This is a genomic window from Streptomyces acidiscabies, from assembly GCF_020010905.1.
Taxonomy (GTDB): Bacteria; Actinomycetota; Actinomycetes; order Streptomycetales; family Streptomycetaceae; genus Streptomyces; species Streptomyces acidiscabies.
In genome coordinates this window covers 5,216,777-5,238,295 of sequence record NZ_JAGJBY010000001.1, presented here as the reverse complement: position 1 = coordinate 5,238,295, position 21,519 = coordinate 5,216,777, and the positions used below count along the sequence as shown (strand labels likewise).

Annotated in this window: 16 protein-coding genes and 1 pseudogene; 10 read left to right on the top strand and 7 right to left on the bottom strand. The window is 70.0% G+C overall.

The genetic code is table 11. The annotated features are described in order from the left end of the window. Positions 1-2: 2 nt before the first annotated feature. Both J8M50_RS23755 and J8M50_RS23750 read right to left on the bottom strand, forming a co-directional pair. A complete protein-coding gene (locus tag J8M50_RS23755; protein WP_029184148.1) occupies positions 3-764 on the bottom strand; it encodes a DeoR/GlpR family DNA-binding transcription regulator in 762 nt (253 codons plus the stop codon). A gap of 25 nt (positions 765-789) precedes the next feature. Next, positions 790-2,304: a glycoside hydrolase family 32 protein gene (locus tag J8M50_RS23750; protein WP_010355873.1), complete on the bottom strand. Its 1,515-nt coding sequence runs from the start codon at positions 2,302-2,304 to the stop codon at positions 790-792. A gap of 176 nt (positions 2,305-2,480) precedes the next feature. On the opposite strand from J8M50_RS23750, the gene J8M50_RS23745 reads away from it, so the two are divergent. Beyond that, positions 2,481-3,899, top strand: coding sequence for an ABC transporter substrate-binding protein (locus tag J8M50_RS23745; protein ID WP_010355872.1), 1,419 nt, complete (start codon positions 2,481-2,483; stop codon positions 3,897-3,899). Here the strand turns inward: J8M50_RS23745 and J8M50_RS23740 are convergent. After that, complete coding sequence (locus tag J8M50_RS23740) at positions 3,896-5,119, bottom strand: RNA-guided endonuclease InsQ/TnpB family protein (RefSeq protein ID WP_010355871.1); 1,224 nt, start codon at positions 5,117-5,119, stop codon at positions 3,896-3,898. The genes J8M50_RS23745 and J8M50_RS23740 overlap by 4 nt on opposite strands. A 28-nt stretch (positions 5,120-5,147) precedes the next feature. On the opposite strand from J8M50_RS23740, the gene J8M50_RS23735 reads away from it, so the two are divergent. The 4 genes and pseudogenes from J8M50_RS23735 to J8M50_RS23720 all read left to right on the top strand — a co-directional run bounded on the left by J8M50_RS23735 (position 5,148) and on the right by J8M50_RS23720 (position 8,398). Continuing rightward, positions 5,148-5,306: an Arc family DNA-binding protein gene (locus J8M50_RS23735; RefSeq protein WP_075661981.1), complete on the top strand. Its 159-nt coding sequence runs from the start codon at positions 5,148-5,150 to the stop codon at positions 5,304-5,306. A 13-nt stretch (positions 5,307-5,319) separates the two neighbouring features. Continuing rightward, positions 5,320-6,195: pseudogene (locus tag J8M50_RS23730) on the top strand (carbohydrate ABC transporter permease); the annotation flags it as partial. A gap of 44 nt (positions 6,196-6,239) precedes the next feature. Continuing rightward, positions 6,240-7,052, top strand: coding sequence for a carbohydrate ABC transporter permease (locus J8M50_RS23725; RefSeq protein WP_178855077.1), 813 nt, complete (start codon positions 6,240-6,242; stop codon positions 7,050-7,052). Beyond that, positions 7,049-8,398, top strand: a complete 1,350-nt coding sequence (locus J8M50_RS23720; RefSeq protein ID WP_029184146.1) for a glycoside hydrolase family 32 protein — start codon at positions 7,049-7,051, stop codon at positions 8,396-8,398. Before J8M50_RS23725 ends, J8M50_RS23720 begins: the two co-directional genes overlap by 4 nt. Here J8M50_RS23720 and J8M50_RS23715 read toward each other — a convergent pair. The 3 genes from J8M50_RS23715 to J8M50_RS23705 all read right to left on the bottom strand — a co-directional run bounded on the left by J8M50_RS23715 (position 8,361) and on the right by J8M50_RS23705 (position 14,002). Further along, a complete protein-coding gene (locus J8M50_RS23715; RefSeq protein ID WP_010355867.1) occupies positions 8,361-9,416 on the bottom strand; it encodes a LacI family DNA-binding transcriptional regulator in 1,056 nt (351 codons plus the stop codon). The two genes, J8M50_RS23720 and J8M50_RS23715, sit on opposite strands and share 38 nt — an antisense overlap. Positions 9,417-10,074: 658 nt before the next feature. Beyond that, positions 10,075-11,682: a glycoside hydrolase family 13 protein gene (locus tag J8M50_RS23710; protein WP_010355866.1), complete on the bottom strand. Its 1,608-nt coding sequence runs from the start codon at positions 11,680-11,682 to the stop codon at positions 10,075-10,077. A gap of 19 nt (positions 11,683-11,701) precedes the next feature. Beyond that, complete coding sequence (locus J8M50_RS23705) at positions 11,702-14,002, bottom strand: hypothetical protein (protein WP_010355865.1); 2,301 nt, start codon at positions 14,000-14,002, stop codon at positions 11,702-11,704. A 154-nt stretch (positions 14,003-14,156) separates the two neighbouring features. On the opposite strand from J8M50_RS23705, the gene J8M50_RS23700 reads away from it, so the two are divergent. The 5 genes from J8M50_RS23700 to J8M50_RS23680 are packed head-to-tail and all read left to right on the top strand — an operon-like array spanning position 14,157 to position 19,867. Further along, entirely contained in the window at positions 14,157-15,206 is a 1,050-nt protein-coding gene (locus J8M50_RS23700; protein WP_010355863.1) for a LacI family DNA-binding transcriptional regulator, read from the top strand. Beyond that, positions 15,203-16,801: an FAD-dependent oxidoreductase gene (locus J8M50_RS23695; protein ID WP_010355862.1), complete on the top strand. Its 1,599-nt coding sequence runs from the start codon at positions 15,203-15,205 to the stop codon at positions 16,799-16,801. Before J8M50_RS23700 ends, J8M50_RS23695 begins: the two co-directional genes overlap by 4 nt. Before the next feature lie 27 nt (positions 16,802-16,828). Beyond that, a complete protein-coding gene (locus tag J8M50_RS23690; protein ID WP_010355861.1) occupies positions 16,829-18,088 on the top strand; it encodes an ABC transporter substrate-binding protein in 1,260 nt (419 codons plus the stop codon). A 2-nt stretch (positions 18,089-18,090) separates the two neighbouring features. Further along, positions 18,091-19,035 (top strand): carbohydrate ABC transporter permease, encoded by a 945-nt coding sequence (locus tag J8M50_RS23685; protein ID WP_010355860.1) that lies wholly within the window; start codon positions 18,091-18,093, stop codon positions 19,033-19,035. Continuing rightward, positions 19,025-19,867 (top strand): carbohydrate ABC transporter permease, encoded by an 843-nt coding sequence (locus J8M50_RS23680; protein ID WP_029184145.1) that lies wholly within the window; start codon positions 19,025-19,027, stop codon positions 19,865-19,867. The genes J8M50_RS23685 and J8M50_RS23680 overlap by 11 nt, the downstream gene beginning before the upstream one ends. A gap of 6 nt (positions 19,868-19,873) precedes the next feature. On the opposite strand, the gene J8M50_RS23675 is transcribed toward J8M50_RS23680, so the two are convergent. Then, positions 19,874-21,382, bottom strand: a complete 1,509-nt coding sequence (locus J8M50_RS23675; protein WP_010355858.1) for an aromatic amino acid ammonia-lyase — start codon at positions 21,380-21,382, stop codon at positions 19,874-19,876. Positions 21,383-21,519: the final 137 nt, after the last annotated feature.

The window sequence follows — 21,519 nt, the reverse complement described above, 5'->3', positions numbered from 1 at the left end:
GTTCACACCGTCCTGACGACCGTCCCTCCCGCTTCGAGCGCCTCCACCTCGGCGGCGGGTGCGGCGGCGTCCGTGACCAGGGTGTGCAGGAGCGCGGAGGGACCGACGTACGCGTGCGCCGTGTGGCCGAGCTTGCTCGCGTCGGCGGCGGCGATCACCCGGCGTGCGGAGGAGACGCTCGCCTTCTTCACGGCGGCCTCGTCGAGGTCGTACGCGGTCAGCCCTTCGGCCGCGCTGAGGCCGCAGCAGCCGACGACCGCCGTGTCGAAGCGCAGCGCGGACAGCGAGGCGAGGGTGAGGGGACCGATGAGAGCGCCTTCCCCGGCGCGGGGACGGCCGCCGGGGACGAGGAGGGCCGTACGGGTCGGGGGGTCGCTGAGCAAGTGGATCGCCTGGAGCGACAGCGGCATGACCGTGACCGGACGGCCGCGCAGGAGCCGCGCGACCTCCACGCAGGTCGTGCCGCTGTCCAGGAGGACGGTCTCGCCGTCCGCGATCAGCGACGACACCTCCGCCGCGATCCGCTGCTTCGCGTCGACCGCCTCGTGCGACCGCAGTACGAACGGCGGTTCCTCACCGCGCAGCAGCAGCGTGCGCGCACCACCTCGGACCCGCTCCAGGACCCCCTGTGCGGCGAGGACGTCGAGGTCGCGGCGGATCGTCATCTCCGAGGCGCCGGTCAGCTCGGCGAGCACCTGGACCGTGGCACTTCCCGACTCCCTGACGGCCTTCACGATCAGTGTGTGCCGGTCTGCGTTGCTCATACGGTGATTGAACACCACCGAGCGCTCACGCCCGGAACTCCCGGATCACGGTGTCCCGGAACACGGCGGGGCCGCCGATCGTGAACAGCGCGAGCCCCGTGTCGGACGGGTCGGGGAACACCTCGGTCGTGTGCGTGTACCGCCCGTCGCCGATGAACATCTCGACGGACGTCCGGTCGACGAGGATGCGCAGCGAGGCCGTGCCGGTGGACAGGTCGTACGGCGTACGGCTCTCCTGCCAGCGGTCGGAGGGGCTGACGGTGTAGCCCCGGTTGACGAAGGCGTAGGTGCCGTAGACGCCCGCGTCGATGTGCCGCCCGCCGTCCGGGGAGCGCCTCAACTGGATCCCGGCGCCGGTGAGTTGGTCCCCGGTGACCGTGCAGGTCAGTTCGTACGCCGTACCGGTGTAGGGGAGCAGCCGCGAACCGTCGACGGCGAGATCGCCGAGGTCGACCTCACGGGACACGTACCGGTCAAGCGCCGCCACGGGCTGGGACGCCAGGTAGTACGACCCCGACCCGTCCCGCCGCAGCCGCACCTCGCGGACGATGGAGTCGGTCCCGTTGAACCCGTCGCACTCGATCGTGGGCGTCGTGTTGGCGTAGTCCCAGTGGTTCAGCCACCCGATCGCGTGCCGGACCGCCGGATCGAGCACCCCGGCCGCGTCCCGCTTCTCGAAGGTGACCGCCGCGTACCAGTCCCAGCCGTGGTCCAGCCACTGCGGATCGGGCGCGTCGGCGGTGAACGTCGTGCCGTCGAAGGACCCCGTCCAGTACGCGTACGTGCTGGGCAGCCCGGCCCCCTTGCCGTTGGCGCTGACGCCGAGGACCCACTTCCAGGTCCCGTCGTCCGCCCTGATCCGGAACAGGTCGGGGCACTCCAGCACCCCGATGCCGCCCTTGATGAACCCGCCGACGTACGCCCACGACTTGAGGTCGGCCGAGTGGTAGAACCCCACCTTGTCGTTCTCGGCGAGCAGCATCACCCACCGCCCGCGCTCCTCGTCACGGATCACCTTGGGATCGCGGAAGTCCCGTACGCCGGGGTTCGAAAGGACGGGCGCGGTCCCGTAGTTGATGAAATGCCGGCCCCCGTCGGTGGAGTAGTACAGGTACTGCGCCTGCGTGACGTCGTCGGGCGCCATCGTGGCGAGGACGATCACCGCGCCCGCGCCGAACCCCGCCGTGTTCTGCGTGTCGACGACCGCCGAGCCGGACCAGACGTCGCCGTTCGGCGTCGTGTCCTTCGGTACGGCGATGCCCCGGTCGGTGAAGGTGACGAGGTCGGTGCTGGTGGCGAGGCGCCAGGCGGTCCCGGCGGTGGTGCCGCCGGTCGAGTAGTCGGGGTTGTAGAGGTAGTAGTAGTGGTACTCGCCGTCGATCCACAGGGGCCGTTGGGGGTCGTTCATCCACTGGTCGGGGACGGTGAAGTGGTACGCGGCGCGGTAGCTCCCCGCGCACGCGGCGGCCACCGCAGGACCGGGCCGCAGCACAAGTCCTGCGGCCGAGGCCACCAGCAGCGATCGTCTCGACAGATACATCACGCGGCTCCCTCCCCCGACTCCGTCGTCAGGTTGGCCGGAACCCTACCCCTAACTCGTTAAAGGTCAACCCTTCCGGACGCCCGACCACCCACCCGTACACATCCCTTGACAGAGCCTCAGCGCGTTCCCATCATCGGGGAGTCAAGTTGGGCTAACACGAGTTAGGTCCGTCGATGACCCACCCGTTCCTCTCCCGCCGGGACCTGATGCGCTACGGCGCGTACGGCGCCGGTACCGCCGCGCTCGCCGGTGTCGCGGCCAGCTGGGACCGCCTCACCGGCGCCGACATACCCGGCCGCGACGACGGCTCGCTCGTCATCGCCACCCTGGGTTCCGCCTTCGACCCCGCGACGCAGCGCGCCCTGCACGACGGGTTCCGCGCCGTCCACCCCGACATCAGGATCCGCATCAACGCCGTGCAGGCGTACGACTGGTCGGACTTCTTCTCCAAGATCCTCACGCAGATCGCGGCGGGCACCGCGCCGGATCTCGTGTACGTCGCCACCGAGGGCGTGCAGCTCTTCGCGCAGCGCCTCGGGGTCCCGCTGGACGCGTGGGTGAAGCGGGACGCGGCCGAGCTGCGCCCGTACTTCGCCGACGTCCACCCCTCGCTGGTCGAGTCGATGATGTACGAGGGGAGCCTGTACCAGCTGCCGGTCGAGTTCAACGCGGCCGACATGTACTTCAACAACCAGGCGGTGGAGCGCGCGGGTGCGGTCCTTCCCTCGGACGACTGGGACCGCGACGACTTCACGGCGCTGCTGCGGTCGATGAAGCGCGCCAACGGCGACCGGTTCACCCCGTACTTCTGGACGAACCGGCTGTGGGGAGGGGTCGTCCCGTGGCTGTTCGCGAACGACACGAACCTCCTCGCCGAGTCCAAGGCCCCGGGCGGCGACTGGCTCTGGGACGCCTTCTATCCGGAGGCCGAGCGGCGCGGGCGGGGCGGCGGGTACCGGTGGACGACTCCGCAGGCCGACTCCGAGCGGGTCGCGGAGGTGTACGACTACCTCGCCGGGCTCATCCAGGAGGACCTGTGCACGCGGCCCGAGGGGGGTGACGGCCGCAACCTGGTCGGCGTGTTCTCCACGGGCCGGGTCGGGGTGACCCCGGCGGGCGGCTTCTGGGCGGGGGGTCTGCATCTGGCGGGGATGAAGCCGGACGCCTACGACGTCCGGTACTTCCCCCGCTGGCGTACGCAGCGCCACCAGTTCGGCGCGGCCGGGTACGCGCTGCTGCGGACGTCGACGATGCGCGACGAGGCGTGGGAGTTCATCAAGTACACGGCCCGCGAGGACGTCATGACCCGGCTCTTCGCGGCCAACCAGACGACCCCGGCCCGGCGTTCGATGGTGAACGCGGCCCGCTACCGCTCGACGGGGCCGTCCCACTGGCAGACCTTCTACGACACCCTCGACAAGATCCCCTCGACCGGCCCGATCCCGGCTCCGCCGCAGGTCAACGAGGTCGAGCAACTGCTGATCAAGCACACCGGAACCGCGCTGGCGAGCCCCGGCGCGGTACGCCCGGCGCTGCGACGGCTCCAGGGGGACCTGGAGAAGGCCATGGAGCTTGAATCCTCCCCTTCTTAAAGGAAGGGGATTCCTGGCTCACGTTGGCTGTGGACCGGCGGTCCAGCAGCTCTTACACGATCAGCACCAGCCGGGTTGAGACCAGCCCGGACGAGCATCACGTGGGCGGAGTTCTTGTCCCTGGGAGACACGGCTCCGCACGCGGTGCAGGTGTAGGTACGTTCCGAGAGGGGGAGTGCGTGCTTGGTTCTCGCTCCGCACTGGGCGCAGTCCATGGTGGTATGCGCGGGGTTGACGAGGTGGAGTTCACGACCGTGTTTGCGGGCCATGTGGATCAGTGCCCGCTTGGTGGTGCCGATCGCGGCGTCGGCGGCTTTGCGGGCCATCGTGGTCTTGGCAAGGAACTTGGGGCGGAAGTCCTCGACTGCGAGCCTGTCATGGTCGCGGACGACGGCCTTGGCCCACTTGCGACTGGTGTCCTCACGCTGCCGCGCCACTTTCTTGTAGACCTTGGCGGTCTGCCGCTTCGCCTCTCGGTAACCCTTCGAGCCCAACTGTCCCTTCTTCGGCTTCCGGCGGGCTGTTTTGCGTTGGTAGTGGGCAAGCTTCTGCGCGGCCGTCCTGCCGTGCTGGGCGTGCGGAAGATCGTGGGCATCGCTGGTGGTGGTCGCGATTTCTCTGACGCCCCAGTCGATACCGATGTCCCGTCCGGTGGACGGCAGAGTCTCGGTGGTCGCCGGTACGACGAACGAGGCGTACCAGTGGCCGAGGCTGTCACGGTAGATCCGTACCGAAGACGGAGACTGGGGCAGTTCCCGCGACCACACTACGGACACGGCAATGCCGCCGGCCAGATGCAGGCGTCCGTCCCTGAGGCAGAATCCGCGCCGCGTGTAGTTCAGCGACGGGTCGGCGCCGTGCTTCTTCCTGTACCTCGGCATTCCCGCACACCGGCGTTTTGGAAGCCGGGCCTTGATGTCCTTCAGCGCCTTCGCGCGGGACGTGGCGAAGGCGCGAATGGTCTGCTGCTGCGGGACCGAACTACCCTCGCGCAGCCACGCGTTCGCGGCACGGGCCTCGGTCAGCATCCTGTCGAGGCGGGCCGGACCGCACCTCTCGCCGTCCGCATACGCCTTCTTCGACCGTGCGCAGCATTCGTTCCAGACCCACCGGCACCGCGCCCACTCACCGAGCAGGGCGGTGCGGGCGGTCGACGACACCCGAAGCCGGTAGGTGTACCGGGCGTGCCCGGTCCCCCCAGCTTCCTTCAGCGTCACCATGCCACCAATCTACCACTAGTCTAGGGGCATGAATGAAGAAACAAAGATCACTCTCAGACTCCCCGCAGCCCTCCACCAGTGGCTCGCCGCCCAGGCCAAGTCCTCCCGCAGATCTCTCAACTCGGAAATCGTCTACCGCCTGGAGAGCGAGCGCGCCGCCATCGAAACGGACATCGAAACTCCCTGACGAGGCGCCCGCCCGCAACCGAGGCAACCGGCTGCTCGCCGTACTCTTCCTCGCGCCGACCGTCGTCGGGATCGTGGTCTTCACGGTCGTACCGATCGTCGGGTCGGTCGTGCTCAGCTTCTTCCAGTGGGACGTGATCGACGATCCCAAGTGGGCGGGAGGCGCCAACTACCGGGAGATCCTCACCGATTCGACGGTTCTGGTGTCCTTCCGGAACACGCTCGTGTTCATGGTCCTCGCGGTCGCGCTGCAACTGCTGATCGCGCTGGTGCTGGCGATCGCGGTGAACGGGCGGATGCCGGGGTGGCTGCGGTCGGTGTTCCGGTCGGCGTTCTTCTTCCCGCTGGTGCTGTCCGCCGCGTCCATCTCGGTGGTGATGAAGTACCTGTTCAACCAGGACTTCGGCCCGGTGAACTGGCTGCTGGGCACGGTCGGCATCCCCTCGGTCCCCTGGCTGACCTCGGAGCACGGGGCGATGGCGGCCGTCGTCCTGGCGTACGTGTGGCAGCAGTTCGGGTTCTCGTTCCTGCTGTTCGTCGGCGGCCTCAACACCATCCCGAAGGAGGTCCACGAGGCGGCGGCCCTCGACGGCGCGGGCGGCATCCGCAAACACCTCGCCATCACCCTGCCCCTGCTGTCGCCGACGCTCCTGGTGGCGTCCGTGGTCGGGATCATCAACGCGCTCCAGGTCTTCGAGCAGCCGTACGTCCTCACGGCCGGCGGTCCCGGCGACTCGACGCGCACGGTCGTGATGGTCATCTACGAGACGGCGTTCGAGCAGCTCCGCTTCGGCGAGGCGTCCGCCGTGGGGGTCCTGCTCTTCGTGCTGATCATGGCGGTCACCGCCCTCCAGTTCCGGCTCAGCCGGCGTTACGTCCACTACCAGTGAGCCGGGTGAGTCCATTGAGTACGTCCTCCCTTTCCGTGGCGCGGATGCGGCCCTGGGCCCGCGTCGCCGGTCTCGCGGTGTGTGCGCTGCTGACGCTCGGTCCGGTGATCTGGACCGTGTCGACGTCGCTGCGGACCCCGGCGCAGTCCTTCGACCTGCCGCCGAAGATCGTCCCGACCGATCCGACGCTCGACGCCTATCGCGGGGTGTTCGACCAGATCGACGTGTGGCTGTACGCGCTGAACTCGACGCTGGTGACCGGGCTGGTCGCGGTCGGTCAGATGGTCACGGCGGGGCTCGCCGGGTACGCGTTCGCGCGCCTCGAATTCCGGTTCAAGAAGCCGCTGTTCGCGCTGGTCCTCGCGACGATGATGGTGCCGTTGCAGGTCACGATCGTCCCCGTCTTCCTGGAGCTGAAGGAGCTGGGGCTCACCGACACCCTGCTCGGGCTGATCCTCCCGGCGTTCCCGACAGCGTTCGGCACGTTCCTGATGCGCCAGTACTTCCTCGGCATGCCGAAGGACCTCGGCGAGGCCGCGATGATCGACGGCGCGGGTCCGTGGCGGGTCTTCCGGTCCGTGTACGCGCCGCTCGCGGCTCCCGGGCTCGCCGTCGTCGGCGTCCTCGCCTTCAACTACCACTGGAACGAGTTCTTCCGGCCGCTGATCCTGGAGACCTCCTCCGAGAACCTCACGCTGCCGCTCGGCCTGGTCTCCCTCCAGGGCAACCTCGGCACCGGCTCGATCTCCGTCGTCCTCGCCGGGGTCGTCCTGTCCATGCTTCCCGCCGTCGCCGTGTTCGTCGTCGGCCAGCGCCCTCTGCGCGAGGGCATCACGTCCGCAGGAGTCAACCGTTGAGTCACCGTCCGCGCTTCCGGGTCCGTCCGCCGGCCAACTGGATGAACGACCCGAACGGGCCTGTGCGTTGGGGAGGCCTCTACCACCTCTTCTACCAGCACAACCCCGAGGCTCCCGTCCACACGAACGTCCACTGGGGGCACGCCTCCAGCCCCGACCTCGCGCACTGGGACGACCACGGGATCGCGCTGCGGCCTGTTCCCGGCGGGCCCGATGAGGCGGGGTGCTGGTCGGGGTGTGTCGTGGACGACGACGGGGTTCCGACGGCCGTGTACTCCGGCATCCGCCATGACCACAGGGGGTTGAGCGTGATCTGCCTTGCCGTCGCCGAGGACGATGAGCTGCTCGTCTGGAAGCAACTCCCTGTGCCGGTCGTCGCGGAACCGCCGCCCGGCCTGGACGTGACGATGTTCCGCGACCCCTTCGTCTTCCGATTCGGCGGTCGGCGTTGGGCGTTGGTGGGGGCTGGGCACTCCGACGGTACGCCGTCGGTTCTCGTGTACGACTGTGAGGATCTGTACGCGTGGCGGTTCGCCGGGGTGTTGTTGGACGGGCGGGATCCGGTGGCGGCGCGGGTCTTCGGGGCGCGGGCTGTCGGGTGGGAGTGTCCGCAGTTGTGGGAGAGCGGTGGGGGGTGGACGTTGGCGGTGGCTCTGTGGGACGGGGATCCGATGAGTACGGCGTACCTCGCCGGGCAACTGGTGGAGAGTGGCGGGGAGTTGAGGTTCGCTGCGCGTGGGGGTGGTCCGCTGGACCAGGGCCGGGACTTCTACGCCCCCGCCGTTCTCCAGGACGCCGGCCGCACTCTTCTGTGGGGCTGGTCCTGGGAGGCGCGTCCGCTGGAGGAGGTGGAGCGGGCGGGGTGGTCCGGGGTGTTGACGGCGCCTCGGGTGGTGGATCTGCATGAGGACGGTGCGTTGCGTGTCGTGCCGGCGCCGGAGGTCGAACTCCTGCGAGCTGCTGGGCCGTTCAGCGCTGGGGCGTTGCCGCTTGCTTACGATCTGCTGGTGACTGCTCGTTCGGCGGCGACGGTGAGGTTGTTGCGGGGGGCGTCCGGGGCTGAACTCACTGTGCGGATCGATCCGTTGGGCGGGACGGTGACGTTGGATCGGACGGGGTGGCCGCGTCCCGGTGACGAAGTGCCGCTGATCCTGTCGGCCTTGCCTGGTGAGTCTCTCACCGTACGTGTTCTCGTGGACGGTTCCCTGCTCGAACTCTTCGTCGGTGACCGGGCCTCGGCGACCGAGCGTGTGTATCAACGGGCCGACGACGTCGCGGAGTTGGCCGTGTCCGGAACCGACGTCGAGGTCAGTTGCTGGGAGCTGGGCCCACCGAACCCCGTGTGACGACCGGGCACTCCAAGCGGTGGGTGGTGACGGGGGGCGCGGTTCCGGTGGCGAGCGCGTCTAGGAGGAGGCGCACCGCCGTCTCCCCCATCGCCCTGTGCGGCAACGCGACCGTCGTGAGCGGTGGGGTGAGGAACGCGGACATGTGCTCCTGGTCGTCGTAGCCGACGACGGACAGGTCGGCGGGGACGTCGAGGCCGAGGCGTGCGGCGGCGTGCAGGACGCCTGCCGCGACGCGGTCGTTGTAGCAGACGATGCCGGTGGGGCGCAGGTCGGCGGGGACGCCGTCGAGGAGTCGGAGCGCGCCTTCGTATCCGGCGCTGATCTCGCCTCCCGTCCGGGTGATCCACTCCTTCCGCGCGGTCAGTCCGACCGTCCGCAGCGCGTCCCGGAACCCTCGGAGCCGTTCGGCGGTGGCGATGTCGTCGAGGCCGCCGACGAGCGCGATACGGCGGTGGCCCGCGTCGGTCAGGACGCGGGCGGCGCTGCGGCCTCCAGCCCGTTCGGCGGGGATGACGGCCGGCAACGAGCCGTCCTCGGGCAGGCAGTTGGCGAACACGGCGTACGTGCTGTGCAGTCCCTGCGGGACGCGGGCGCGGCGCAGGGACAGGGCGGCGTAGATGATCCCGTCGACCCTGCGGTCGAGGAGTTCGGCGACGGCCGCGTCCTCGGTGGCCGCGTCCTGGCCCGAGTCGACGGTGAGGACGAGGTGGTCGGCGGACCAGGCCGTGTCCATGGCGCCGCGCAGCAGCCGGCCGGCGAAGGGGGAGGTGGCGATCGCGTCCGTGACCAGGCCGATCACAGCGGTACGGCTACGCCGCAGACCTCGGGCAACGGCGTTCGGCCGATACCCGAGCCGGGCCGCCGCCTCGCGGATCTTCTCCTGAGTCTCGGCGGAGAGATTGCCCTCGGCGCGCCCATTGAACACGAACGACACCGCGGTATGGGACACCCCGGCAAGCCGCGCAACGTCCCGCGAGGTCGCCCGCCCGACCTGCACCTTCCCGACCCCGTCCATGCCCGTCCCCACCGACCTCGTCCGACCGGGCCAGCCTACCTGCGGACGGCCTTGACGGGGGCCGCCGAGGGCGGGCCGGCCGACGGGGTACGGGGATCACTGGGGGCTGGGAAGCACAGCTCGCGGGGCCCGGGGGAAGCCACACGGCCCGGCGTTCACAGAGTGCGGGAAGGGCCCGGTTCGCGGGATGCAAGACCACCCGACTCGGCGGGGTCCCTGATGGCCCGGCCCGCAGGATCCGCAGGAGGCCACCGGGCTCAGCGGGGTGCGGGAGGGGCCTGGCTCGCGGAGTGCGAGGCGCCCCGGCCCGGCGGGGTGCCGAGAAGCCCAGCCCAGCGGAGTGCCGGAAGGCCCGGTTCGCGAGGGGCGGGGGAGGCCCCGGTTCAAGAGGGTCAGGGGACTCTGTTCACCGGGGGCCGGGAAGCCCAACCCCCAGCGTCCGGAAAGGGTCCAGTTCACGGGACGCAAGGCCACCCACCCCAGCAAGATCCCGGGTGACCCGGCCCGGTTCACCCGGTGTCAGGAAACCCAGCCCCAGCGTCCAGAAGGGACCCTGTTCGCAGGATGCAAGGCCACCCGACCCGGCGGGATCCCAGATAGCCCGGCCCCCAGGGTCCAAGAGCCGCCCAGTTCGCCGAGTTCCGGAAGCCCCGTTCATCTACACCGCGAGCCACACCGCCTGGTCCGGCGCCAGCGCGTCCCCCTCGATCGGCCCGCTCGTCAGCAAGATCTCGGCGTGTTCCGGCAACTCGTGCGGCTCCCCCGACAGGTTCACCACGCACACGAACCCCGGTTCACGGCGGAACGCCAGAACACCGGCCGGCACCGTGTCGTCCAGCCACGTCAACTCGCCGTCCCCCAGGGCAGGTTGCTCGCGGCGTATCCGCAGAGCCGCCCGGTACAGCTCCAGCATCGAGTCCGCGTCCCCGCTCTGCGCGGCCACCGTACGCGGCGCCCAGTCGTCAGGCTGCGGCAGCCATGGCGCAGCGGCACCCGCAGGGCTGAAGCCGTACGGCGTCCCCGACCCCGACCATGGAATCGGCACCCGGCACCCGTCCCGCCCCCGCTCCGTGTGCCCGGACCTCTCCCACACGGGGTCCTGAAGGACACCCTCGGGAAGGTCCTCCACCTCGGGCAGCCCCAGCTCCTCCCCCTGGTAGACATACGCCCCGCCGGGCAGCGCAAGGGTCAGCAGCGCAGCGGCCCGCGCGCGGCGGGTCCCGAGGGCAAGGTCCGCCGGGCCCGCCGGGACGTACGACTCGTTCGCCACCCACTTCCGCGCGGCCTTGCGCCCGTACCGGCTGGCGTGGCGCATCACGTCATGGTTGGACAGCACCCAGGTGGCCGGAGCCCCCACCGCCCCCAGCGTCGCAAGCGTGTCGTCGATGACCGCGCGCAGGTCCTTCGCGTCCCAATCGGTCATCAGGAAGTCGAAGTTGAAGGCGGTGTGCAGGACGTCGGGTCGGACGTACGCGGCGAGGCGTTCCGGCGTATCCGTCCACGCCTCGGCGACGAAGGCACGGTCGCCGGGGTATTCGTCGGCGAGCCTGCGCCACGCGCGGTAGATGTCGTGGACCTCGTCACGGTCCCAGAAGGGATGGACAACACCCTCGGAAACCTCGGGGAGTTCGGGATCCTTGACCAGACCGTGCGCGACGTCGATACGGAACCCGTCCACGCCCCGGTCGAACCAGAACCGCAGGACGGACTCGAACTCGGCGTGCACGTCCGGGTGTTGCCAGTTCACATCCGGCTGCTGCGGAGTGAAGAGGTGGAGATACCACTCCCCATCGGCGACCCGCGTCCAGGCAGGCCCACCGAACCGGGAGTCCCAGCCATTGGGCGGCAGCGCCCCGTCAGGCCCCCGTCCGGGCCGGAAGATGTACCGCTCGCGTTCCGGACTACCAGGCCCCGCAGCCAACGCCGCCTGGAACCAAGCATGTTGGTCGGAGGAATGGTTCGGCACGATGTCCGGCACGATCCGGATCCCCAACGCATGCGCCTCGTCGATGAGTTGCTCGGCCTCGGCAACCGTCCCGAACAACGGGTCGATCTCACGGTAGTCGGCGACGTCGTAACCATGGTCGGCCATCGGCGACTTGTACCAGGGGTTGATCCACAGCGCGTCCACGCCAAGGGACTTGAGGTACGGCAGCCGGGACCGGATCCCGGCGATATCGCCGACACCGTCCCCGTTCCCGTCGGCGAAACTGCGGATGTAGACCTGGTAGATGACGGCGTCGCGCCACCAGGGAGGAGTGGACACAGCGGGGCTCCTTCGGGCGTCAGGCGAGTGTGTTGTCCGTACGCGGCACGAGGCCGTAGTAGATCCTCGGCGCCCCGTCCAGTGTCAGCGAAGCCTTCCCGTTCGTGACGGGAATCTGCCGGACCTGCCCGACGGCGTCCACCTGCCGGACAGCACCCGGCGCGGCGGCCACGAGGGAGGTCTTGGTGGGCCAGGGATCGGTCCACACCTCGGGGGCGGGGAAGTGCCAATCGGTGCGCTGGCCCGCCGTGTTGAGGAGATAGCCGTCGGCCCGGTTCCACAGGACGACCGCCGGTCCGCCAGGCGTGTCGAACCACAGGCCGAACGTCTTCGGGTCGGCGAAGGTCAACTTCCCCCGAAAGGTGGCCTGGTCGAGCGTGCGGGCGGCGTTCGCGTAGGCGAGGAGCGACGGCTTCGGGCTGAGATCGCGGTTCATGAGGCCGTAGTGGTACTCGACGTTGTCGGGATCGGCGACCTGCGGCATACCGAGGACGCTGTCGTGGAACTGGTACCAGCACACGCACTTGACGCCCTCGGCCTTGGCGAGCGCGAGCGTCAGGAACACGTTCTCGGCGGCATGCCGATACGTGTCGTGCCACCAACTGTTGGGCTTCGTCGGCGCGTACGCCTCGGTGAGCCAGATCTCCTTCTCGCCGTGCTGCGCCATCAGCGCCTTCAGCTGGCGCAGCCCGCCGTAGAAGTTCCAGTACGTGCCGTCGCCCCCGGTGCTCCAACTGTCGCCCGGCGGAATGTAGTCGGGGGTGAAGTTGCCGCGCCCCGGGTGGTAGGCGAAGGCGTCGATGAGGTCCCAGCCACCTGCCGCGATGAAGTTCTCCACCCACGGCTTGTCCATCCCGGCCAGGCCGTTGTTCATCAGCTTCATCGTGGCGCCGGTGGCCGCACGCCGGTCGAAGACGGGGCGCAGCGCCTTGTCGAGGTAACTCTGTGCCGCGTCACCGGTGTTGAAGGGCCGGTTCAGCTCATTGCCGACCTCGAAGTACCCGGCGCCCGCGCCGACGGCGACCGCCAGGTTGTCCGCCGCCCACCCGGCCGCCACGGCATCGGTGACCTCAAGCGACGGCTGGAGTTCGATGTTGTGCCGCATCCCGCGCGCGTCGAAGGCGGCGGGCGGCAGCCCGGGCCCGCCGTCGTACGCGATCCGCACCAGGCTGACGCCCGCCTTCTGCCACAGGTCGAGCACGGCGGTGGCGTTCGGGCGTTGCAGCCAGGGGTAGTTGGCCATGCCGAACATGCTGCCCGCGCCGGCCTGGTAGGTGTACGGCGGCAGCACCGCGAGGTTGGTGCGGGCGAACGCCTCGTCGCCGCCCGATCTGACGGCGACCTCGGCGAGGGCGATACCGGAGGCGGGCGCCCCCAGGGTGAAGGTGTGCCCCCAGGTGGAGTCGGCGGCGACGGTGCCGGTCACGGTCGTCGCGGCGAGCATTACGCCGTCGAAGCTCCTTACCCACAGCTCCAGTTCGACGGTCTTGGCCGCGCCGCCGTTGGCGACGAGGGCGGTGAGCGCGATCTGTTCGCCGGGGGTGTCGTAGAGGTTGAAGTCGCGGTTCGTGGTGAGTTCGAGGCCTAGTTCGCGCCCCCGGCCGATGGTGGCGGTGGCCGAGGGGCGGGTCTCGGAGAAGTAGAAGTCGGCGCGGCTGGTCCAGCCTCCGCCAAAAGCGGCCGTCCCCGGGGCGTGGATCCAGGTCGCGTTCGTCCAGGCCTGGCGGGAGCGGTCGAGGAGGAACAGGCCGTGCAGGGCGGTGCCCCAGGTGGAGGTGTGGGCGACGCCGAGGGTCTCCTCGTACGGGATGCCGCCACCCTCGTCGCGGACCCATTCGGTGACCGGGATGTAGTCGTCGGGTGCGGTCGGCGCCTGGATCGCGCGGCTGAACAGAAAACCGTCGGGGACGAGGGTCGCCGCGCCGGTGACGTGCCATTCCAGGGCGGCGTGCGAGGTGCTGACGCTGAACCAGCCGGTCACGGTGACGGCGGTGTCGAAGGTGTAGTCCATGCGGATCGCCGGAGTGCCGTCCGGGAGCGCGCTCAGGGTCGGGGTGCCGCCGGTCGAGACATGGATGCCGGTGACGCTGTCCTTGACCTGGAACTTCGACCCGGCGGACCGGGTGACTCCGGCGCCGTCGCGGATCGCGAGCCGGCCGCCGGGACTGGCCAGCAGGCTGATGCCCCCGGCGGTCAGCGTGACGTCGCCCGCCGCCGCGTACGCGGTGACGGGGGTGGACTCGGCGACGAGGACGACGCCTGCGGCGAGGGCCGCGCCGAGGAAGCCCCGGCGGTCGAGGTGGGATCGGGAGAAGGTCATCAGCTACTCCAGTGATAATGCCTATCTTCAGATTCGTTAACGACACGTTTCCAGCCGGTCACTCTGCTGTCAACGGGTACTTGTCAGGGGACCTGGCGTGAACTACGGTCATCGCTCAGAGATTGAAGATAGGCATTATCACGATGGAGGAGCGATGGCGTCGAGACCTCGCCGTGTCACGCAACGCGAGATCGCGGAGCTGGCGGGCGTCAGTCAGACCACCGTGTCGGTGGTGCTGAACGACCGCGACGGCTCGAACGTGCGGGTCCCCGAGGCCACCCGGGCGCGGGTCAAGCAGGCCATGGAGCAGCTCGCCTACGTCGCCGACCCCGCCGCCCGCAGGCTCGCCGGTCTCGACAACCAGATCATCGGCGTCTTCACGTACGAGGCGGCGCTCTCCCCGGAGAGCATGGACTTCTACGGCCCGCTCCTGAACGGCATCGAGCGGGCCGCCGAGCAGATCGGCTGGGACCTGCTGTTCTTCACGTCCTCGCCGGTCGAGAACGGCACGCGCAGCCTCTTCCACCGCAAGACGCGCCTCAGGCTCACCGACGGCTGTGTCCTGCTGGGCCAGCAGATGGTCGCCTCCGAGCTGGAGCGGCTGGTAGCCGAGCAGTTCCCGTTCGTGGCGATCGGCCGCCGGGACGAGACGGCCGCCCCCGTGCCGTACGTCGCCATCGACTACACGACCCCGACGGCCGCGCTGATCGACCAGGCCGCAGCCATCGGTCACGAGCAGGCGCTGTACGTCCACCGGGGCCGCGACACGCCGACCGCGCGGGACCGGCGCGACGCCGTCGAGGCCGCCTCGGCGCAGGGGCGGCTGGCGTTCCTGCTGGTCGGCGAGGAGCGGATCGCCGACCTGCCCCGGCTGGCGCGGGCGACCGGGGCCACGCTGATCATCGCGGAGGACGCGTTCCTGGCCGAGGACGTCGCGCACGCGCTGTTCGGGGCCGGGGTCGCCGTACCGGAGGAGATCTCGGTCGCCGCGCTCGGTGAGGTGCGTGGTCATCGGGTGGAGGGGCGGACGCTCGCCGGGTTCCATGTGCCCCGGCAGCGGTTGGCGGCCGAGGCGCTCGACCTGCTCCAGCTCCTGATCTCCACCGACCCGCAGGAGTGGGACGGGCTGGAGAAGGAGCGGTTGCTGGTCGCCGAGGTCGAGCCCGGGGACACCATCGTCGCGCGGACGGAGTCGACGTCATGACCGGCCGGATCACGACCGAGGTGGCGATCGTCGGCGGGGGTCTCGGTGCCATCGCCGCCGCGCTGGCGCTGCTCGAGCGGGGCCGGCGGGTGGTGCTGACCGAGGAGTACGACTGGCTCGGCGGCCAGTTGACCTCGCAGGCCGTGCCGCCCGACGAGCACATCTGGGTCGAGCAGTTCGGCGTCACCGCGCGCTACCGGGCGCTGCGGGAGGACATCCGCCGCTACTACCGCGACCACTACCCCCTGACCGCCGCCGCCCGCGCCGACCGCGAACTCAACCCGGGGCGCGGCCGGGTGAGCAGGCTGTGCCACGAGCCCCGGGTCGCGCACGCGGTGATCACCGCGCTCCTCGCGCCGTACCGCTCGACCGGCCGCCTCACCGTCCTGCAACCGGCGGTCCCGGTCGCCGCCGACGTACGCGACGACGTGGTCCGCAGCGTCACCGTCGCCGATCCGCACACCGGCGCCGAGACCGTGATCGCCGCCGAGTACGTCCTCGACGGCACCGAGACCGGCGATCTGCTGCCGCTGACGGGGACCGCGTACGTCGTCGGGGCCGAGGCGCGGTCCGAGACCGGGGAGCCGAGCGCGCCCGAGACGGCCGATCCCGGGAACGTGCAGTCGATCGCGTGGTGCTTCGTCTTCGACCACGTCGCCGGGGACCACACCATCGAGCGGCCGGACGACTACGAGTACTGGCGGTCCTTCGAACTGCCCTTCTGGGGTGCGCCGATGCTGTCGTTCACGGCGCCGAACCCGCGCACCCTCGTGCCGGAGCAGCGGACGATGAACGTCAACCCGGAGGGGGATGCCACCGGGGATCCCCGGTTCGACGCCGGGGACCGGGATCTGTGGCAGTTCCGGCGGATCGCCGCCCGGCAGAACTTCGCCGACGGGTTCTACGAGAGTGACATCGTGCTGGCCAACTGGCCGCAGCTCGACTACGTGGGCGGCTCGATCATCGACACCGGTGACCGGCAGCTCCATCTGGACGCCGCGAAGGCTCAGTCCCGGGCGTACGTGTACTGGCTCCAGACCGAGGCGCCCCGCCCTGACGGGGGGCGGGGCTGGCCGGGGCTCAGGCTGCGCGGGGACCTGGTCGGTACGGCCGACGGGTTCGCGCAGGCGCCGTACATCCGCGAGTCGCGGCGGATCAGGGCGCTGACGACCGTGCGGGAGCAGGACGTCTCCGTCAAGGTCCGGGGCGACGCCGGGCCCGCGCGGTTCGAGGGGTCGGTGGGGGTCGGGATGTACCGGATCGACCTGCACCCCTCGACCGGCGGCGACAACTACATCGACGTCGAGTGCGCGCCGTTCGAGATACCGCTCGGTGCCCTCGTACCCGTATCCACCCGCAATCTGGTGCCGGCCGCCAAGAACATCGGCACCACCCACATCACCAACGGCGCCTACCGGCTGCACCCGGTCGAGTGGAACGTCGGTGAGTCGGCCGGGGAGCTCGTGGCGTACTGCCTCGACCTCGGCCTGAGCCCTCGGCAGGTGGCGGCGGACGAGCAGCTCGTCGAGCGCCTCCAGGGCCGGTTGACCGGGGCCGGGATCGAACTCCACTGGCCCGAGATCGCCGGGTACTAGCCAACTCCCAGACGAAAGACGCACGCCATGAACAGAACCAGAACGCTGGTCGGCGCCCTCGCGCTGATGGTGACAGCGGCTTGCAGCGCTTCCACCGACGGCTCCGGGTCCACGGACGCCAAGGACGTCAAGCTCCGGATGACGGTCTGGACCTCGAACCAGGACCAGCTCAAGCTGTTCGACTCGATCGCCGCCGCCTACCGCGCGCAGCACCCCGACGTCGCGTCGATCACCTTCGAGAGCCTGCCCTTCGACGCCTACAACACGACCCTCACCACCCAGATCGCCGGCGGCAACGCCCCCGACCTGGTCTGGATGGGCGACCTGTCGCGGGACCTGATCGCCGCCGACGCGCTGGTGGGCCTCACCGACAAGCTGAAGTCGACCGCCGACTGGCAGTACGACGACCTGGAGGCCAGCGCCACCAAGGAGTTCAGCCGGGACGGCACGCTGTACGCGTACCCGTTCTCGACGTCGCCGTTCGCGCTGTACGTCAACACGGACCTGCTGGCGAAGGCCGACCAGAAGGTCGACCCGAAGAACCTGACGTGGGACCGGGTCGCCGCCGCCGGGGCCGCCGTGAACAAGTCGACCGGCAAGGCCGGTTTCGTCGTCCGGGACTTCGACTACAAGGCGTGGAACACCCTCGCCACGGTGTGGACTGGCTTCGGGGCCTCCGCGTGGAGCGAGGACGGCAAGAAGTGCACGTTCACCAGCCCGCAGATGCGGCAGGCGTTCACGTTCCTGCACGACGCGGCGTTCAAGTCGAAGGCGATGCCGGGGCCGGGGACGACGGCCGACTTCTTCGCCGGTGACTCCGCGTTCACCGTCGCCCAGGTCTCTCGCGCCTCGCTACTCACCGGCAAGTTCAAGTACGCCCTGTACCCGCTCCCGGCGGGTCCGGCCGGGCAGCACTCGGTCATCGGCCAGGCCGGGGTGGGCGTCCTGTCCGCGAGCAAGCACAAGACGCAGGCCACGGATTTCCTCGCCTACCTGACCAACCCCGTGAACTCGGCGAAGCTCGCGCGCTTCTTCCCGCCGCCGCGCAAGTCCCTGCTGACCGGCGCGAAGCTCGCCGCCGACAACAAGGTCCTGAGCGCCGAGCAGCTCCAGACGGCCGTGGTCGACCAGCTCCCGGACGCCGTCACCCTCCCCAACCACACCAACCCCGCCGAGATCGCCCAGCGCGGCAAGACGGCGCTGGACGCGATGTGGAAGGCCGACGCGGACGTTCCCGCCGTACTGAAGTCGGTCTGTTCCGCGATCGAACCGGTCCTGGCCAAGTAGCCATGGCCACGCTCACGCCTTCGCGGGTGCAGGCCAAGGCCCCCGGCACCACCGCCAAGCCGCCGTACTGGACGACCCGCCGCCGGGACGTCCTCGCCGGCTACCTGTTCATCGCGCCGCAGCTCGTCGGGGTCCTGCTGTTCGTGCTGATCCCGGTCGGGCTGGCGGTCTGGTACAGCCTCAACGACTGGAACGTCTTCACCGGCGAGCAGACCTTCGTCGGCGCCGACAACTACGCGGCCCTCGCCGACGACCCCCAGCTCCCGTCCGTGCTCGGCGCGACCGCGCTCTTCTGCGGCGGGGTCGTGGTCCTCAACATCGGCCTGGGGCTGCTGCTCGCGGTCCTCCTCAACCGTCGGTTCCGGGGCGCGACGTTCTTCCGGACCCTGTTCTTCTCCCCCGTCGTCGTGTCCGTCGTGGCGTGGACCCTCGTCTGGGGGTTCCTCCTCCAGGACAACGGCGCGATCAACAGCCTCCTCGACAGCGTCGGCATCAGCGGGCCGAACTGGCTCCAGCACGGCGACACCGCGATGGTCTCCGTGATCGTCACGCAGGTGGTCCGCAGCGTCGGCGTCAACATGGTGCTCTTCCTCGCCGCGCTGCAAGGTGTGCCGACGCAGCTGTACGAGGCCGCGCGCATCGACGGCGCGGGGAGCAGGGCGATCTTCACGCGGATCACGCTGCCGCTGATCTCGCCGACGCTGCTGCTGACGGCGATCATCACGGTCGTCGGGGCGCTCCAGTCGTTCGCGCAGATCGCCGTACTGACCGGTGGCGGGCCGGAGTTGAGCACGACCGTGCTCGTCTACTACGTCTTCCAGCAGGCGTTCGAGTTCAACCACATCGGGTACGGCTCGACGCTCGCGCTGATGCTGTTGTCGTTCGTCATGCTGCTGACGCTGGTGCAGTGGCAGTTGCGCCGGAAGTGGGTGTTCCATGAGGAGTAGGCCGAGTCCCGTGCTGCGGCGGGTGCTTCTGGTGGTGGCGCTCGGGGTGCTGGCGATCCCGTTCGTGGTGCCGACGGTGTGGATGGTCGCGGCGTCGGTGAAGCCGCTGCCGGAGATCTTCAAGGCGCCGCCGTCGCTGTGGACGTCCGATCCGACGTTCTCCGCGTACCGGGAGGCGTTCAGCTTCCAGCCGTTCGCCCGGCAGTACGCGAACAGTGTCTATATCGGCGTCCTGGTGACGCTGATCACGCTGCTGGTGTCGAGTCTCGCCGGGTACGCGTTCGCGCGGATCAGGTTCCCCGGGGCCAACGCCCTGTTCCTGGTCGTGCTGGCGGGGCTGCTGGTGCCCAGCGAGGTGACGATCGTCCCGTTGTTCCAGATGTTCAAACAGGTCGGGATGATCAACACGCACTGGCCGCTGATCCTGGTCACCGCGCTCGCCGGGCCCTGTGTGCTGGCCACTTTCATCATGCGGCAGTTCTTCATCGCGCTGCCCGCCGAGCTGGAGGAGGCGGGGCGGCTCGACGGGCTCGGGCGGCCGGCGATCTGGTGGCGGATCTTCCTGCCGCTGGCCAGACCGGCGCTGTCGGCGGTCGCGATCCTGACGTTCCTGACGTCGTGGAACCTGTACCTCGAACCGACGGTGTACCTGACCTCGCCCGAGCTGTTCACGCTCCCGCAGGCCCTGACCCGGTTCACGGACTCCTACGGCGGCGAGATGTGGAACACCCAACTGGCCGCCGCCACCATGACCGTGCTGCCGGTGCTGGTCGTCTTCGTCGTCGCTCAGCGGCAGTTCGTGGAGGGGCTGGCGCACTCTGGGCTCAAGTGAGGCCGGTCAGGCCCCACTTGACGCCTCGCCGGTCCGCCAGATCTCCGTGAACCGGCCCAGCAGCCGGGCCGCCGCGCCCACGTCGTCCGTGAGGGGACGGTCGGCGTGTTCGGCGTCGAGGACCTTCTCCGCCAGCGCCAGCGCCCGCGCGACCGGCAGATCCGCTTCGGGGCGCAGGTCACGCAGCCGCAACGCCCGTACGGCGGCGACGAGTTCGCACCCCACGACGAGCCGGTACGCCTCGCCGGCGCGCAGGGCCTGCCGGGCGGCGAGGGACGCGAAGCTGGCCTGTTCCTCGACGCCCCGGGAGAGCACGGCGTGGCCGAGGGAGGCGGGGGCGCAGAAGGCGCGCAGGTCGCCGAGGGCGGCGCCGGCGGCGTACTCCAGGATCATCACGCCGGAGGAGCCGGGCCGGTCCTCGGCGAGGAAGGGGCGCAGGCGGGTGTAGGCGGGTTCGTTGAGGGTGGAGAGGCGGGCGGTGGAGAGGCGGGCGACCTGGACCAGCGATAGCCTGAAGTGGTCCAGGGCGAGGGCGAGTTGGGCCTGGTAGAAGCCGCCGTGGTGGTAGGCGGTCTGGTCCTCGGGGCAGATGAGGGGGTTCTCGGCAGCCGCGTTGATCTCGATGCCGAGGACGGCCTCCAGGGCGTCGGCGGCTTCGTGCGCGGGGCCGTGGATCTGGGGCAGGCAGCGGAAGCCGTAGGGGTCCTGGATGCGCCCGAGGGGCGGTACGGGGCGGTCCTCGGCGCCGATCAACTCCCGCATCCGGCGGGCGACTTCGACGGACCCCCGGTGCGGGCGGGCCGCGTGCACGGGGGCGGCGTACGCCTCGTGGGAGCCGTCCACGGCGAGCAGGGAGAGCGCGGCGACGACCTGGGTGGCCTCCAGCAGTCCGCGCAACTCGGCGACGGCCAGGGCGGCTTGGCCCAGGGTCAGGGCGTTGCTGCTGATGAGGGCCAGCGCGTCGTTGTTGTCGAGGGGCTGGGGTTCGGGTGCGCCGTCGCCGCGCCAGGGGTGTTCGCCGGCCAGCGCGAGTCCGACTTGGGCGAGGGCCGCGAGGTCTCCGGTGCCGACCGATCCGAACTCGTTGACGACCGGATAGGCGCCGCTCTCCAGCGCCTCGCACAGCGCGGTGACGACGTCGGGGCGCAGGCCGGCCCCGCCGGCGAGGATCTGGTTGGCGCGGACGGCGAGCATCGCGCGGACCTGCCGGGCGGGGAGTTCCTCGCCGATGGCTCCGGCGTGGCTGCGCAGGAGGCGGAGGCCATGGGCGGCGGCCTCCTCGGTGGGGACGTCCTCGCCGCGGTTGGCGCCGACGCCGGTGGAGCGGCCGTAGACGCGTCCGGTCGCGGCGATCTGGCGGGCGGCGTCCCAGACGTCGGCGGTGCGGCGCATCGCGTCGGTGCCGGGGACCGGCCGGGCGGTGCCGTCGGCGAGGCGGACGACGTCCGGGACGCCGAGGGCGGTGCCGTCGAGGACGACCACGCCGTTCGCTGTGTCCAGAATCCGAGACGACATTGAAGAGATAACCTCCCAGATGTGGACACTTAGTCCCACTCACCGATCATCCGCCACGATGGATCAGCGCTGAACCGTTGACAAGTTATTCAGTCACGATGAACTCTGCATGACGTTATGCATCCCGGGCAAGGGGC